Genomic DNA, 14,415 nt, shown 5'->3' with positions numbered 1-14,415 from the left:
TAGATGGAGGTGGGGCGGCAGTCGGTCTTCTCGACCTTCGGTGCGGAAGCGGCGGCGCTCGCCTCGCTGACCTGGTGGATGGTCGCGGGTGCGGTCGTCATCTTCGTCGCGGTCGCGGTGCTGATGATACTGGCGATGCGCGCCAGGCCGAACGCGCTGACGCATCGTGGCGGGATGCGGCTGGTGCTGTGGGCCGGCGGCGTGGTGCCGACGATCGTGCTCCTCACGCTGCTGGTCGTGACGCTGCCGCAGATGCGCCCGCTGCGCGCGACGCCCGGCGACCTGCGCATCGCGGTGCAAGGTGAGCAATTCTGGTGGCGCGTGCGCTACCAGCCCGCCGGCGCTGCGGCCGTGGTCGATGCGAACGAGGTGCGGGTGCCGGTCGGGCGGACGGTCGTGTTTCGGCTGACCGCGGGCGACGTGTTGCACAGCTTCTGGGTGCCCGGGCTGGCGGGCAAGATGGACATGGTGCCCGGGCGCACCAACACATTGGTGGTGAAGGCGACGAAGGCGGGGCGCTTCCGTGGGCGATGCGCCGAATTCTGCGGGTTGAGCCACGCGCTGATGGCGTTCGACGTGATCGCGATGGAACCGGCGGCGTTCGATCGCTGGCTGGCGTCGCGCGAGCGTGTTGCGCCGGCCGTTGCCGGGCGTGGGGCGCGGGCGTTTGCCGCTTATGGCTGTACCGCCTGCCATGCGATCGGGGGCGATGCGGCGGCGCGCTGGGGCTCGATCGGCCCTGATCTGAACCATATCGGCGCGCGCACGACGCTGGGTGCGGGGATCATGCCGATGACGCGCGCCAATCTGGTGCGCTTCGTCCGCGCGGCGCCGGCGGTGAAGCCCGGCGCGCGGATGCCTGCCTATCCGCACATGCCCGCGGCCGATGCCGCGGCGATCGCCGCCTATCTGGAGACGTTGCAGTGAGCCTCCACGCGCAGGACGACATCGAACTGCGGCGCGCGCAGGAGGAACGGCTGCGCGCGGTGTGGAAGCCGCCGAGCGGGTGGTTCGGGCATTGGACCGACGTCAACAACAATCGCGTCGGCGTGTGGTACACGCTGACCGCCTTCACCTTCATGCTGTTCGCGGGCGTGCTGGCGCTGATCATGCGCGCACAGCTCTCCGCCCCGGGCAACGATCTGGTCACGCCATCGACCTTCAACCAGCTGTTCACGCTGCACGGGTCGATGATGATGTTCCTGTTCGCGGTGCCGATGTTCGAGGCGGTGGCGGTGATCCTGCTGCCGCAGCTGCTGGGTGCGCGCGACCTGCCGTTCCCGCGATTGTCGGCGTTCGGTTACTGGAGCTTCCTGATCGGCGGGGTGTTCGTCGCGGGATCGATCTTCTTCGACGTGGCGCCCGATGGCGGGTGGTTCATGTATCCGCCGTTCACGACGCGCACCGACCTGTCCGGGCTGGGCGCGGACATCTGGATGCTGGGGCTGAGCTTCATCGAGGTGTCGTCGGTCGCCGCCGCGGTGGAACTGATCGTCGGCGTGCTGAAGACGCGGCCGCCGGGGATGCGGCTCAACCTGATGCCGCTCTACGCCTGGTACATCCTGGTCGTGGCGGTGATGATCCTGTTCGCCTTCCCGCCGCTGATCGCCGGGGATATATTGTTCGAGCTGGAACGGTTGATGGGCTGGCCGTTCTTCGACGCGGCGAAGGGCGGCGACGCGATCCTGTGGCAGCACCTGTTCTGGATCTTCGGCCACCCGGAGGTCTATATCGTCTTCCTGCCGTCGATCGCTTTGTTCGCGATGATCGTGCCGACGTTCGCGCGGCGGCACCTGCTGGGCTATCCCTGGATCGTGCTGGCGGCGGTGGGGACGGCGTTCCTGTCGTTCGGGCTGTGGGTCCACCACATGTTCACGACCGGGCTGCCCAAGATCAGCCTGGCGTTCTTCTCCGCGGCGTCGGAGGCGGTGGCGATTCCGACCGGGATCCAGATCTTCGCCTTCATCGCCACCCTATGGGCCGGGCGCGTCGTGTGGTCGACGCCGCTGCTCTACGCCACGGGATCGATCGCGATCTTCGTCATCGGCGGGCTGACGGGCGTGATGGTGGCGGTGGCGCCGTTCGACTGGCAGGCGCACGACACCTATTTCATCGTCGCGCATCTGCATTACGTGCTGATCGGCGGCACGCTGATCCCGCTGTTCGGCGGGCTGTATTATTACTGGCCGCTCATCACCGGCAAGAAGCTGTCCGACCGGATCGGGCGCACCGCCTTCTGGTTCCTGTTCGCGGGCGCCAACCTGACGTTCTTCCCGATGCATTTCAGCGGATTGATGGGGATGCCGCGGCGCGTCTTCACCTATCCGGCGGAACTGGGGATCGGGGGGCTGAACATGGCCTCGACGATCGGCTCGTTCGTGTTCGCGGCCGGCGTGCTGATGATCTGCATCGATTTGGCGCGCAGCCCATGGCGTGCCAAATCCGAGCGCAACCCGTGGCAGGCGGGGACGCTGGAATGGCTGGCACATCCGGACGACGAGGATTGGGGCATCCGTTCCGTCCCGCTCATCAGCAGCCGCTATCCGATCTGGGACCAGAAGAACTTCGTCAGGAACGTCGATGAGGGGCGCTATTTCCTGCCCGATGCGGAAGAGGGCCGGCGCGAGACGATCGTCACCACCGTGCTGGACGCGCGGCCGATCCAGGTGATCCGGCTGGGCACCCCCAGCGTGGTGCCGATGGTCACCGCGGGCGTGCTGGGCAGCGTGTTCATCCTGACGACCTACCACCTCTACTGGCTGGCGGCGGTCGGCGTCGCGGCGACGCTGGCGTGCGTGCTCTACTGGCTGTGGACCGGCACCGGCGAGATCCCGGAGAAGGAGCGCAAGGCGATCGGCCACGGCCTGTCGGTGCCGCTCTATTGCTCGGGTGCGTCGTCGAGCGGGTGGTGGGCGATGTTCATCACGATGATGGCGGATGCTACCGCCTTCTCAGGGCTGGTCTTCGGCTATTTCTTCTTCTGGACGCGGGCGGATGACTTCCCGCCGACGGGCGTGGGCATGGAGGGGCCGGGGACGTTCTGGCCGATGGTCGCGCTGGCGCTGACGCTGGCCGCCTGGGCGATGACCGTCGCCGCGCGCGAGCTGAACGCGCGCGGCGGCGAGGGCGCGGCGCGGGCGCTGCTCGGCATCGGTGGGCTGGTGTCGCTGGCGGCGATCGGCGCGGGGGTGGCGGGGCCGGTGACGACCGGGCTGCAGCCCAGCCTGCATGTCTATCCCGCGATCGTCTATACGCTGGTGATCTGGACGGTGACGCACAATGCGGTCGGCGCGATCATGCAATTCTACACCATGGCGCGCAGCCTCGCGGGGCGGATGACGCCGCGCTATGACGCCGACGTCCGCAACATCACCGTCTATCACCATTTCATGGCCGTCACCGCGATCGTCACCTATGCGACGATCGGGCTGTTCCCGGGGGTGTCATGAAGAACGAAACCCCCAACGAAGGGCGCGGCGGGCTGCGCGAGCGGGTGCGCGGGCTGCGCGTCACCTTATGGACGTTGATCGTTCCGCCGGGCGTATGGGCGGTCCATTTCCTGTTCTGCTATCTGTGGGTCGCGGTCAGTTGCGCGAAGCTGGGGGCGTTCCCGCGCTTCACCACCGCCTTCCTGATCGGCACCGGCGTGGCGTTGGCGATCATTGCGGCATCGGGGTGGGTCGCCTGGATCCAGTCGCGCACGCCGGGCGATCCGCCCCCGCACGACGAGGGCACCGACATCGACCGGCTGCGCTTCCTGGCGCATGCGACGATGCTGCTGGCGGCGCTGAGCTTCGTCGCGGTCGTGTTCACCGCGGCGCCCGCGCTGATGCTGACGGATTGCCGGTGATGGCGGCGCGCGCGACCGGGTGGATCATCGCGCTGGCGGCGACGCTGCTGGCGTTCGCGGGACTGGGGATGACCGGGCATATGGCCGCGCACATGGTTGCTGTGGCGGTCGCCGCGCCGGTGATCGCGGCGGCGCTGCGCTGCCCGCGCGCGGTTCATGCCGGCGCGCCGCTGGCCTGGGCGATGGCGGAGTTCGTGGTGGTATGGGGCTGGCACGCACCGGCGCTGCGCGATGTCGCGGACATGTATGTCGCGGCGGCGCTGCTGGAGCAGGCGATGTTCCTGGTGCTGGGCATCGCGTTGTGGCGCGCCGCGCTGGCGCAGCCCGCGGCGGGGGCGGCGGCGCTGTTGCTGACGTCGATGCACATGACGTTGCTGGGTGCGCTGATCGGGCTGGCTGACCGGCCGCTCTATGCGATGATGGCGATGCATCCCGCGCCGGGACTGGACGCGCTGGCGGACCAGCAGCTGGGCGGGGTGGTCATGCTGCTGGTGGGGGGCGCCAGTTACTGCCTGGGCGGGCTGTGGATGCTTGGCACGATCCTGAGGGAGGCGCGACCCGCATGACGATCCGCGTGACCTGGAGGCGCGTCGCGGCGGCGCTGGTGGCACTGGCGCTGGCAGGGTTGCTGTTCGCCTGGTCGGGGGTGTTCAACATCGCCGCCTCGTCCGGGCATTGGGCGATCAGCAACTGGTTCCTGCACTGGACGATGCGCAATTCGGTGCGCACGCATACGCTGCTGGAGGCGCCTCGGAACCCGATCGCCACGGACGGGCAGTTGGTGAGTGCGGCGGGGCATTTTGCCGCGGCATGCGCCACCTGTCACGGCGCGCCGGGGCAGCGTCCCTCGCCGGTGATGCAGCGCGCCACGCCGCACGCGCCGGACCTGACCACCGGCGAGACGAAGGAGAAGTGGAGCGATGCCGAGCTGTTCTACATCCTGAAACACGGCGTGAAGTTCACCGGCATGCCGGCCTGGGGTGCCGGGGGGCGCGACGACGAGGTGCGCCGCATGGTCGCCTTCGTCCGCCGCCTGCCGGGCATGTCGGCGGCGGAGTATCGCCGGCTGAGCGGCGCGGCGACGGGCGCGGGGACGACCGATGCGCGTGCGCTGGGCGGCAAGGTGCTGGCGGGCTGTGTCGCCTGCCACGGCAGCGATGGGCGCGGGCGCGGCCAGCCCGACATCCCGATCCTCGGCGGGCAGAATCCGCGCTATCTGGAGGCGGCACTGGCGGCCTATGCCGATGGTCGCCGTGCCAGCGCCGTGATGGCGAACGCCGCCGCGACGCTGACCGCGCCGGAGCGTCGCGCGCTGGCGGCGCATCTCGCGGCGATGCCGGGACTGGGCGCGACGCCTGCCGGATCGGCGGCAGCGCGCCGGATCGTCGAGCGCGGCCTGCCCGAACGACAATTGCCCGCCTGTGCCGCCTGTCACGCCCCCGGCAAGGCGCAACCGGTGCTCGCCGGCCAGCGCGCAACTTATCTGGCGCAGCGGCTGCGCGACTGGCGCGCGGAGGAAGGCGAGGTCGACGCCCGGCTGCCGCAGGATGCGATGGCTGTGATCGCGCGGCGTATTCCGGAGGAGATGATCGACCCGCTGGCGCGCTATCTGGCGGGGCAGCGCTGACCCGACGGGCCGGCTTGCGCCCGATGGTCCAACATAGGTTGGTACGGCACCCGTAACGAAACGGCTTGCACCCCGGCGGCCGTGCGGCATTGACTGCGCGCATATCCATTCCGGGAGTCGATTGCCTTGCGTGCCACCCTTGCCCTGATCGCGCTGCTCGTCTCCGCCCCCAGTGTCGCGCAGGTTCAGCCGACCGCAGCGGCGCCCGACGCGCCGGTGCGCGGCTTCACCGGCGGCGACCTGTTCGGGCTGGCGATCGCCGCCGATCCGCAGATCAGCCCGGACGGCCGCCGCATCGTCTATGTCCGGCGCAGCGGCGACGTGATGAGCGATCGCATGGTGTCGTCGCTGTGGCTGATCGACGTGGCGAGCGGGCGGCAGGTGCCGTTCGCCAGCGACGGATCGGGCGCGCGCTGGTCGCCCGACGGCACCCGCATCGCCTATGTCGCGCGGGATGGCGACCGGTCGCAGCTGTTCGTGCGCTGGGTCGGGTCGGACGGCGCGGGCGGTGCGGTGACGCGCGTCACCGCGCTGCCCAACGAACCCAATTCGCTCGCCTGGTCGCCCGACGGGATGCGCCTAGCCTATGTCGCCAATGTCGCGGGCGAGGCGAGTACGCTGGGCAAGGCGCCGCCCAAGCCGGAGGGTGCGAACTGGGCGCCGCCGCTGGAGGTGATCGACCGCGTCACCTATCGCAACGACGGTCCGGGTTATCGCAAGCCGGGCTATGACCATGTCTTCGTCGTGGCGGCGGACGGCGGCGCGGCGCGGCAGCTGACCTTCGGGCGGTTCGATGACGGTGGCCCGATCGACTGGAGCGCGGACGGGCGCCGCGTCGTCTTCTCCGCGATCCGCGGCAAGGATGCCGAGCGTCAGGTGATGAACAGCGACCTTTACGCGGTCGATGTCGCCTCCGCCCAGCTGACGCAACTGACCACGCGCGATGGTCCGGACGGTAGCCCGATCTGGTCACCCGACGGCACGCGACTCGCCTGGACCGGGTTCGACGATACCCGCCGCGCCTATGAGAACCAGCAATTGTACGTCGGCGGCAGCGATGGCGCCGCGCCGCGTTCGCTGACCGCATCGCTCGACCGCAGCATCGAGGCCGCGCAATGGGCCGCGGACGGGCGCAGCCTGTATGCCAGCTACGACGATCATGGCCGGCGCAAGCTGGCACGGATCGCGCTGGACGGCCGGGTGACGCCGATCACCGATACGCTGGCGGGCGACGGGCTCGACCGGCCCTATACCGGCGGCGAGTTCTCGGTCGCGCGCAACGGCACCGTTGCGTTTACAGGAGGTGACGCCTCGGTTCCGGCGGACGTCTGGGTCTGGTCCGGCGGGAAGGCGCGGCGACTAACGCAACTGAATGCGGTGATGGCGGCGTCCAAGGCGCTTGCACCGATCCGCAAGCTGGCTGTGACCGCGCCCGACGGCCGTCCCGTCGACGCCTGGCTGGCGGTGCCGCCGGGACACCAGCCGGGGCAGCGCCTGCCGCTAATCCTGGAGATCCACGGTGGGCCGCATTCCGCTTATGGTCCCTCGTTCAGCACCGACGTGCAACTGTATGCGGCGGGCGGCTATGCCGTGCTGTGGACCAATCCGCGCGGGTCCACCTCCTATGGCGCGGAGTTCGCGAACCTCATCAACAAGACCTATCCGGCGCAGGATTACGACGACCTGATGGCCGCGGTGGATGCCGCGATCGCGGACGGCACTGCCGACCCCGCCAACCTGTTCGTCACCGGCGGATCGGGCGGCGGGCTGCTGACCGCGTGGATTGTCGGCAAGACCGACCGCTTCCGCGCGGCGGCGACGCAGAAGCCGGTCGTCAACTGGATCAGCGAGGCGCTGACCATGGACAACACGCTGTTCACCTCGCAATATTGGTTCACCAAGAAGCCGTGGGAGGACCCGGTCGGCTATTGGAACCGATCCCCGATCAGCCTGATCGGCAATGTGAAGACCCCGACGTTGGTCGTCGTGGGCAGCGAGGATTATCGCACCCCGGTGAGCGAGGCGGAGCAATATTATGCCGCGCTCCAGATTCAGGGCGTGCCCACCGCGCTGGTGAAGGTGCCCGGCGCGAGCCACGGCGGCATCGCCGCGCGCCCGTCGCAGGCGGCGGCCAAGGCATCCGCGATTCTGGGCTGGTTCGACCGCTATCGGACCGGCCAAACGGTCGGCGTGCGTTAATCATGTCATTGTAAACAAAGGGACGGAGCCTCAAACCGCGACCGGTGGGTGACGTGTATGGAACAGCGTAACGCGATTCTGACCGATGCGCTGAAGCGCAAGAATGCGGTCCTGGAAGGGATCAACCGCATCTTCGGCGAAGCCTTGTCGGCGCATTCCATCGAGGCGCTGGGGCAGGTGTGTCTGCGCGTGGCGGAGGATATCACCGGCGCCGCGTTCAGCTTCATGGGCGAGGTGAACGAGGATAGCGGGCGGCTGGAGGATCTGGCGATCAGCGAGCGCGGCTGGCAGGCGTTCACCGCCGACGATCCGCGCTGGCCCGATGGCAAGCTGCCGGTCGGGCTGCACGTCAATGGGCTGCACGGGCGCGTGATCCTGGACGACGCCAGCCTGATCGCCAACGAGCCGGATCGTCATCCCGACCGGATCGGCGTGCCGTCGGGGCATCCGCCGCTGCGCAGTTTTCTGGGCGTGCCGCTGCGTCACGACGGGCGCACGATCGGGTTGATTGCGCTCGGCAATCGCGACGGCGGGTTCCGCGAGGAGGATCGCGAGGCGGTGGAGGAACTGGCGCCAGCGATCGTCCAGGCACTGCGCAGCAAGCGCGGCGAGGAGGCGCTGCGCGAAAGCGAGGAGATCCGCCGGCTGAGCCTGGAACTGGTGCCCGCGATGCTGTGGCGCAGCGGGCCGCAGGGTGAGGGTGCGACCTCCAACCGGCAATGGACCGCCTTCACGGGACGCGCGGATATCGACGACGTCCAGCACTGGACCTGGCTCGACACGGTCCATCCGGAAGATGTCACGCGCGTCGCGGAGGCGTTCCGCAGCAGCTACGACACCGGCGCGCCGATGGAGCTGCCATACCGGATGCGCCAACGGTGCGGCGGCTATCGCTGGTTCCTGGTGCGCCAGGTGCCGGTGCGCGACCGCCGCGGGGTAATCACCCACTGGTTCGGCGCCGCGACCGATGTCCACGACCTGCGCATGCTGGAGGAGCAGCAGCGCGTGCTGGTGGGCGAGTTGCAGCACCGCGTGCGCAACATCCTCACCGTCGTCCGCTCCGTCTTCGCACGCACCGCGGAGAACGGGGGCACGCTGGAGGATGTGGCGGACCATTTCCGCGGCCGGCTGGATGCGCTCGCGCGGACGCAGGTGATCGTCACGCAGACCGCCAGCCAGGACGTCGATCTGGAGAACCTGATCCGCGACGAATTGCTGAGCGTCGGCGTCAGCGACGGGCGCGGTCTGACGCTGGAGGGGCCGGATGTGACCTTGCGGCCATCGGTCGCGGAGTCGCTCGGACTGGCGATCCACGAGCTGTCGATCAACGCGGTGAAATATGGCGCGTTCAAGTTCGCCAATGCAACCGTTTGCATACACTGGCAGGTTGATACAGATGAAGGAAATCGCCGCCGTCTCACCCTTACATGGACGGAACAGGGTGTGCCCGCCTTGTCGGTTCGCCCGTCTTGTCAGGGGTTTGGCAGCGAGTTGATCGAGGAGGCGCTACCGTATCGGCTGGGGGCCAAGACCAGTCTGGAATTTCTGGGCGGTGGTGTACGATGCACCATCGTCCTGCCGCTGGTCGAGGAGGCCGAGGGTCGTCGATGAATGTCCATCCGTTGACTGGAAAGCGTATCCTGATCGTGGAGGATGAATATTTCATCGCGTCCGACCTGAAGCGTGCCCTGGGCGATCAGGATGCGGTGGTGCTGGGGCCGGTGGGGTCGCTGGATGCCGGGCTGGCCGCGGTGGCGGCGGCGGAGCCGATCGATCTGGCGGTCCTCGACGTCAATCTGGACGGCGCGGAATCCTATCCGATCGCGGACCGCCTGGCGGAACTGGGTGTTCCGTTCATGTTCGTGACCGGCTATGATGACTGGGCGATGCCGCGCGCCTATCGCGACACGCCACGGCTTGCCAAGCCGTTTCCACCGGGCGCCGTGGTGCGCGCCATCGAACGGCTGGTTGCCGCACCGGAGAAGCAATGATGCGCACCGCTTTGTCGATGCAGGGACATGAAGCCGCGCTGCTGCGGCTGGCGGCGCTGTCGCCGCTCGCCCCCGCGACCTTGTCCGCGCTGGCCGTGGCGGTGGCGCATGTGCAAACGGTACGCGCGCGCCGCGAGCTGCTGAGCGAGGGGCGCGCGATCGAGGCGCCGCAGCTGCTGGTGCGCGGCTGGGCGGCCCGCGTCCGGTTGCTGCCGGACGGGCGCCGCCAGTTCCTGAATTTCCTGGTGCCCGGCGACGTGATCGGCCTGTCGGATGTGCCGCAGCCGCTGGCCACCGCGACCGTGGTGGCGGTGACCGACGTGATGGTGTGCACCCCGCCGGATGCCGCACAGCTGCCCGATCTGGCGGCCGCCTATGCGATCGCGCGGGCGATGGACGAGGCGCAGCTGCTGGCGCAGATTGTGCGGCTGGGTCGCTTCAACGCGCAGGAGCGGATCGCCGACCTGCTGCTGGAACTGCACGAGCGGCTGACGCTCAACGGGCTGGCGCGCGGTAATGCGTTCGACGTGCCGCTGACGCAGGAGGCGGTGGCTGATGCGCTGGGGCTGACCTCCGTCCACGTTAATCGCATGGTCCAGCAGGCACGCCGCGACGGCGACCTGCAATGGAAGGGCGGCCGCGTGACGCTGACCGATCCGGTCGCGCTGGCCCAGAAGATCGGACGCCAGCCGCCGCGCGTGCAGGATACCGCTGCCTGACGTAAGGCGCCCGGCTTAAACGGCTGGACATCGCCGGTCGACCACGCGACAGCGTGGGCGACGAGAGGAGAGGCGATGACGGGCAGCCTGCAAGGAACCGATTTTCCCGAGATCCGCGCCGGTGTGGCGAAGCTGTGCGCGCAATTTCCGGGCGAATATTGGCGGCGGCTGGACCGCGACATGGCCTATCCGGCGGAGTTCGTCGCCGCGCTGGGCGAAGCGGGGTATCTCGCCGCGCTGATCCCGGAGGAATATGGCGGTTCCGGCCTGCCGCTGTCGGCCGCGGCGGCGGTGCTGGAGGAGGTGCAGCGCGCCGGGTGCAACGGCTCCGCCTGCCACGCGCAGATGTACATCATGGGCGCGCTGCTGCGCCACGGCAGCGACGCGCAGAAGCAGGAGTATCTGCCGCGCATCGCCAGCGGCGACCTTCGGCTACAGGCGTTCGGCGTGACCGAGCCGACCAGCGGCACCGATACCGGCGCGCTCAAGACGGTCGCGGTGCGCGATGGCGACCGCTATATCGTCAACGGGCAGAAGATCTGGACCAGCCGCGCCGAGCATTCCGACCTGATGCTGCTGCTGGCGCGCACCACCCCGCGCGACCAGGTGGCGCGCGGGATCGAGGGACTGTCGATCTTCCTGCTCGACATGAACGCGGCGAAGGCGGCGGGTGGCCTGACCATCCGTCCGATCCGCACGATGATGAACCATTCCACCACCGAGGTCTTCTTCGACAATGTCGAGGTGCCCGCCGCCAATCTGATCGGGGAGGAGGGCAAGGGGTTCCGCTACATTCTGTCGGGGATGAACGCGGAGCGCATCCTGATCGCGGCGGAATGCGTCGGCGATGCCAAGTGGTTCATCGAAAAGGCGCGCGATTATGCGAAGGAGCGCGTGCTGTTCGGGCGCCCGATCGGGCAGAACCAGGGCGTGCAATTCCCGATCGCGCGCGCCTATGCGCAGATGCGCGCCGCCGAACTGATGGTGCAGGACGCCGCGCGCCGGTTCGAGGCCGGCGAGCCGTGCGGCGAACAGGCGAACATGGCGAAGATGCTGGCCGCGGAGGCGAGCTGGGCTGCGGGCGAGGCGGCGATCCAGACCCACGGCGGCTTCGGCTTCGCGGAGGAATATGACGTCGAGCGCAAGTTCCGCGAGACGCGGCTGTATCAGGTCGCGCCGATCAGCACGAACATGATCCTGAGTTTCATCGGCGAGCATGTGCTGGGGCTGCCGCGGAGTTATTGAGGGAAAAGAGCGATCTTCTCTTCCGGCCGTCGTCTAGGGAATGCGCTCTGGTTCACGATCGGGATGACGGTGTCACCGCTTGCCGACTTCATCCGGGCCAAGTCTCATCCATTCTAGCGCGCTAATTCGGGTGTGGCGTCGTGCGAAGGTGATACAGGTGCAACGGCTCTCTCATCTTCGAACAGGTCGGAGTTCACCGCAGGTTCGCTCAGATAGGCCAGTCGCCGAACCTCCAGCCTGCCGCGTACCACCGTGTCGAGGATAATTCCCGAAAATAAGCTCAGCGCGCCGAGGATTACCAATCCCGTTGCCGCGATGGCGGTCGGGAAACGCGGTACCAATCCTGTTTGGGCGTAGGTGATTGCGAGCGGGATGGTAAGGGCGGTTGCCAGCAAGGCGAGGGCTAAAGCAAAGGCACCGAAGAACAGCAACGGACGCTCGACCCGATACAGCATGACGATGGTTCGTAGGATACGGATCCCGTCGCTGTACGTCGACAGTTTGGAGATGGAGCCTTCCGGGCGCGCGAAGTAAGACGTTTCCATCTCCGCGCAGGGCATTTTAAGCTCTAACGCATGAACGCTGATCTCCGTCTCGATTTCGAAACCTGCAGAGAGGGACGGGAAGCTCTTTACGAACCGACGGGAGAAAATCCGGTAGCCGGACAGGATGTCAGTGAAGCTGCGACCGAACAGCCTGGCCAGCATGCCCGTCAGCAGCGCATTGCCGAAGCGATGGCCCCGGCGATACGCAAGGTCCGCCGTCGATATACGGCTGCCCACGACCATGTCCAACTGCTCATCGACAAGGCGACGGACCAGGGCGGGGGCAGACGTCGCATCATAGGTCGCATCGCCATCCGCCATGACGTAAATATCGGCATCGATGTCCGCGAACATCCGGCGTACGACATTCCCTTTGCCCTGGGCGCGCTCGCGTCGCACGACGGCTCCGGCGGCACTGGCGACCTCTACCGTTCGATCGACGCTGTTGTTGTCATATACGTAGATCGTCGCCTCCGGCAGTGCGGCGCGAAAACCCGCGACCGTCTCGCCAATGGCGGCTTCCTCGTTATAGCACGGTAGCAGCACCGCAATCTTGGCAGCCATGTTCGTCGATTCCCCAGAAGCGGATCGTTGCTACAAGATTTCCTGTAGCGGTGACCCGGCTGGATTGCTAGCAGTGCAGGTGCAGCATTGATCCGCTAGGCGATGAACTGAGCCGGGGGCGCATGGTTTTTTTTGCTAGGGCGTTGCAAGGAAACAGCTTTTTCTTAGGTCGCCTGCTTCTGGCGACCATCATCCTGATGGTGCCTTGCATCATTTCGGGGCAGCCTCAGGTCTTTTCGGATACCAAGTCATACTATGTCTTGGGGCAGGCGGTCGGGGAGAAGCTCGGGATCGCACCGGTGCAGTCCGAGGCTGTCAGCTTGCGTGGGAAAGGCGGTGGGGCGGCGGCCGAAGCGCGTGAAGTTAGGCTAGCCTATACCGTATCCGCATCCCGGTCGCCGTACTATAGTTTGTATCTTTATAGCGGGTCGCGGATTGGGTCGGCATGGCTGCTCGTTGCCCTGCAATCGTTGCTGACGTCGGCATTGATCTGGATTGTCGTGGATTTGTTCGAGGTTTGGCTATTCTATGAACTGACGGTTGCGCTGCTGGCATTCACCACGTCAGCGGCGATTTTCATCTTTTTCATCATGCCTGATTTCGCCTCTCCGCTTGGCATCCTGGCGTTCGCGTTGCTTGTCCTGAAATGGAATATGCTGTCTTGGGCACGTATCGCGCTTTTGTCCGTCACGTTATTGATTGCGTGCGTTTTTCATACATCCAATCTGCTTCTCGTGTGTACGCTGATGGCGATGACGGCTGTCTACTCTTGATAAGACGCCATCCTGATGTGCTGTCGCGCCGTGGCGCCGTTCTCGTTGCGGTGATTTGTGGCGTGTCGTTGTTTGCTAACGCCGCCTCCCGATCTTCGTGAAGAAAACGCGTGGTGAGGATATCTACTCTCCGCCGTTTGTCGCCGCACGCATTATTGCGGATGGACCGGGACTGCATTATCTCCAGCAGAACTGTCCAAAGCGTCCTGTCTCGGAATGGTGTCGTTATCTCGACAAGATCTGACGGATAATAACACTATCCTGTGGGACGATAGCATTCGTTCTGGATCGTTCCAGAATGCTGACTATGACAGCCGGGTGCGTCTTATCAAGCAACAACCGGCCTTCGTGACTGCCGTTTTGTTGGAGCGACCGGTCGAATTGATGAGCGCAGTGGTGGAGAACGTTGGTCGGCTTCTCGTCAATTTTCGTGTCCAAGAGGTTTTGGAGGACCGGAGTTATCGCTGGCGGGATCCGGCATTCTCCGTCTTCACCGCCATTGTCCCCCATCGGATGCTTGTCGTACCGGACAGATGAGTTGCGCCGCAAAGATCGATTATCGCTTGGCGAACAGCATCATTGGTTTTTTTCTGATAATCTCGACCGCGGCCGCCGCGGTGGTCATGGCCAAAAACCGCTCCATGGTGCGAAAGTGGGGGCGCCTTGTTGGTCGTGATCCTGCTGTGCCTGACGATCAATGCCATGATTTGCGGGGCTATCTCGGGCAATGCGGAGCGATACCAGTCGCGGGTGATGTGGCTGGTGCCAATGATCTCCTATCTGATCTGCTTCGACGCCTTGGCAAGACGTCGCCCCAAATCGGGTTACTTTCCGCTCTGACGACCGGCCCGGCGCCCCTGGGTGGGGCGCCTACCCGCCGTGGCGCGCGAGCACCTCATAGG

13 protein-coding genes are annotated in these 14,415 nt (G+C 66.6%); 12 read left to right on the top strand and 1 reads right to left on the bottom strand.

Annotated features, from left to right (window positions below; translation table 11 throughout):
* Positions 1–3 precede the first annotated feature (3 nt).
* From coxB to PGN14_RS15365, 10 genes are all read left to right on the top strand, one after another.
* Positions 4–927, top strand: a complete 924-nt coding sequence (gene coxB, locus PGN14_RS15410; RefSeq protein ID WP_335300469.1) for a cytochrome c oxidase subunit II — start codon at positions 4–6, stop codon at positions 925–927.
* Positions 924–3,449: a cytochrome c oxidase subunit I gene (gene ctaD, locus PGN14_RS15405; RefSeq protein ID WP_335300468.1), complete on the top strand. Its 2,526-nt coding sequence runs from the start codon at positions 924–926 to the stop codon at positions 3,447–3,449. Before coxB ends, ctaD begins: the two co-directional genes overlap by 4 nt.
* Positions 3,446–3,850: a hypothetical protein gene (locus PGN14_RS15400; protein WP_335300467.1), complete on the top strand. Its 405-nt coding sequence runs from the start codon at positions 3,446–3,448 to the stop codon at positions 3,848–3,850. Before ctaD ends, PGN14_RS15400 begins: the two co-directional genes overlap by 4 nt.
* Positions 3,850–4,416, top strand: coding sequence for a cytochrome c oxidase assembly protein (locus tag PGN14_RS15395; protein WP_335300466.1), 567 nt, complete (start codon positions 3,850–3,852; stop codon positions 4,414–4,416). The genes PGN14_RS15400 and PGN14_RS15395 overlap by 1 nt, the downstream gene beginning before the upstream one ends.
* A gap of 8 nt (positions 4,417–4,424) precedes the next feature.
* Complete coding sequence (locus PGN14_RS15390; RefSeq protein ID WP_335300465.1) at positions 4,425–5,477, top strand: c-type cytochrome; 1,053 nt, start codon at positions 4,425–4,427, stop codon at positions 5,475–5,477.
* Between the two features lie 126 nt (positions 5,478–5,603).
* A complete protein-coding gene (locus PGN14_RS15385) occupies positions 5,604–7,676 on the top strand; it encodes a S9 family peptidase (protein WP_335300464.1) in 2,073 nt (690 codons plus the stop codon).
* 57 nt (positions 7,677–7,733) lie between these two features.
* On the top strand, positions 7,734–9,287 hold the full coding sequence (locus PGN14_RS15380) for a sensor histidine kinase (protein WP_335300463.1): 1,554 nt from the start codon (positions 7,734–7,736) through the stop codon (positions 9,285–9,287).
* 11 nt (positions 9,288–9,298) lie between these two features.
* Complete coding sequence (locus PGN14_RS15375) at positions 9,299–9,667, top strand: response regulator (RefSeq protein WP_335300462.1); 369 nt, start codon at positions 9,299–9,301, stop codon at positions 9,665–9,667.
* Entirely contained in the window at positions 9,664–10,386 is a 723-nt protein-coding gene (locus PGN14_RS15370; protein WP_335300461.1) for a Crp/Fnr family transcriptional regulator, read from the top strand. The genes PGN14_RS15375 and PGN14_RS15370 overlap by 4 nt, the downstream gene beginning before the upstream one ends.
* Before the next feature lie 75 nt (positions 10,387–10,461).
* Positions 10,462–11,631, top strand: coding sequence for an acyl-CoA dehydrogenase family protein (locus PGN14_RS15365; RefSeq protein WP_335300460.1), 1,170 nt, complete (start codon positions 10,462–10,464; stop codon positions 11,629–11,631).
* A 113-nt stretch (positions 11,632–11,744) separates the two neighbouring features.
* Here PGN14_RS15365 and PGN14_RS15360 read toward each other — a convergent pair whose 3' ends face one another.
* On the bottom strand, positions 11,745–12,740 hold the full coding sequence (locus PGN14_RS15360; RefSeq protein ID WP_335300459.1) for a glycosyltransferase family 2 protein: 996 nt from the start codon (positions 12,738–12,740) through the stop codon (positions 11,745–11,747).
* A 122-nt stretch (positions 12,741–12,862) separates the two neighbouring features.
* Here PGN14_RS15360 and PGN14_RS15355 point away from each other — a divergent pair, with 122 nt between their 5' ends.
* Together PGN14_RS15355 and PGN14_RS15350 are read left to right on the top strand one after the other, a co-directional pair.
* A complete protein-coding gene (locus tag PGN14_RS15355) occupies positions 12,863–13,513 on the top strand; it encodes a hypothetical protein (protein ID WP_335300458.1) in 651 nt (216 codons plus the stop codon).
* Between the two features lie 663 nt (positions 13,514–14,176).
* Positions 14,177–14,353 carry a hypothetical protein gene (locus tag PGN14_RS15350; RefSeq protein ID WP_335300457.1) on the top strand — a complete coding sequence of 59 codons (177 nt, stop codon included), beginning with the start codon at positions 14,177–14,179 and terminating at the stop codon, positions 14,351–14,353.
* The last annotated feature ends 62 nt before the right edge of the window (positions 14,354–14,415 follow it).

Source organism: Sphingomonas adhaesiva (assembly GCF_036946305.1).
Taxonomy (GTDB): domain Bacteria; phylum Pseudomonadota; class Alphaproteobacteria; order Sphingomonadales; family Sphingomonadaceae; genus Sphingomonas; species Sphingomonas adhaesiva_B.
Note: the sequence above shows the minus strand (reverse complement) of the source record. Positions and strands in the feature narration are given on the sequence as shown.

What these genes read in the sequence shown, in the direction of transcription:
- coxB (WP_335300469.1), top strand. Translation starts at nt 4, where the DNA reads ATGGAGGTGGGGCGGCAGTCGGTCTTCTCGACCTTCGGTGCGGAAGCG.
- PGN14_RS15400 (WP_335300467.1), top strand. Translation starts at nt 3,446, where the DNA reads ATGAAGAACGAAACCCCCAACGAAGGGCGCGGCGGGCTGCGCGAGCGG.
- PGN14_RS15395 (WP_335300466.1), top strand. Translation starts at nt 3,850, where the DNA reads ATGGCGGCGCGCGCGACCGGGTGGATCATCGCGCTGGCGGCGACGCTG.
- PGN14_RS15380 (WP_335300463.1), top strand. Translation starts at nt 7,734, where the DNA reads ATGGAACAGCGTAACGCGATTCTGACCGATGCGCTGAAGCGCAAGAAT.
- PGN14_RS15370 (WP_335300461.1), top strand. Translation starts at nt 9,664, where the DNA reads ATGATGCGCACCGCTTTGTCGATGCAGGGACATGAAGCCGCGCTGCTG.
- PGN14_RS15365 (WP_335300460.1), top strand. Translation starts at nt 10,462, where the DNA reads ATGACGGGCAGCCTGCAAGGAACCGATTTTCCCGAGATCCGCGCCGGT.
- PGN14_RS15360 (WP_335300459.1), bottom strand. Translation starts at nt 12,740, where the DNA reads ATGGCTGCCAAGATTGCGGTGCTGCTACCGTGCTATAACGAGGAAGCC.
- PGN14_RS15355 (WP_335300458.1), top strand. Translation starts at nt 12,863, where the DNA reads ATGGTTTTTTTTGCTAGGGCGTTGCAAGGAAACAGCTTTTTCTTAGGT.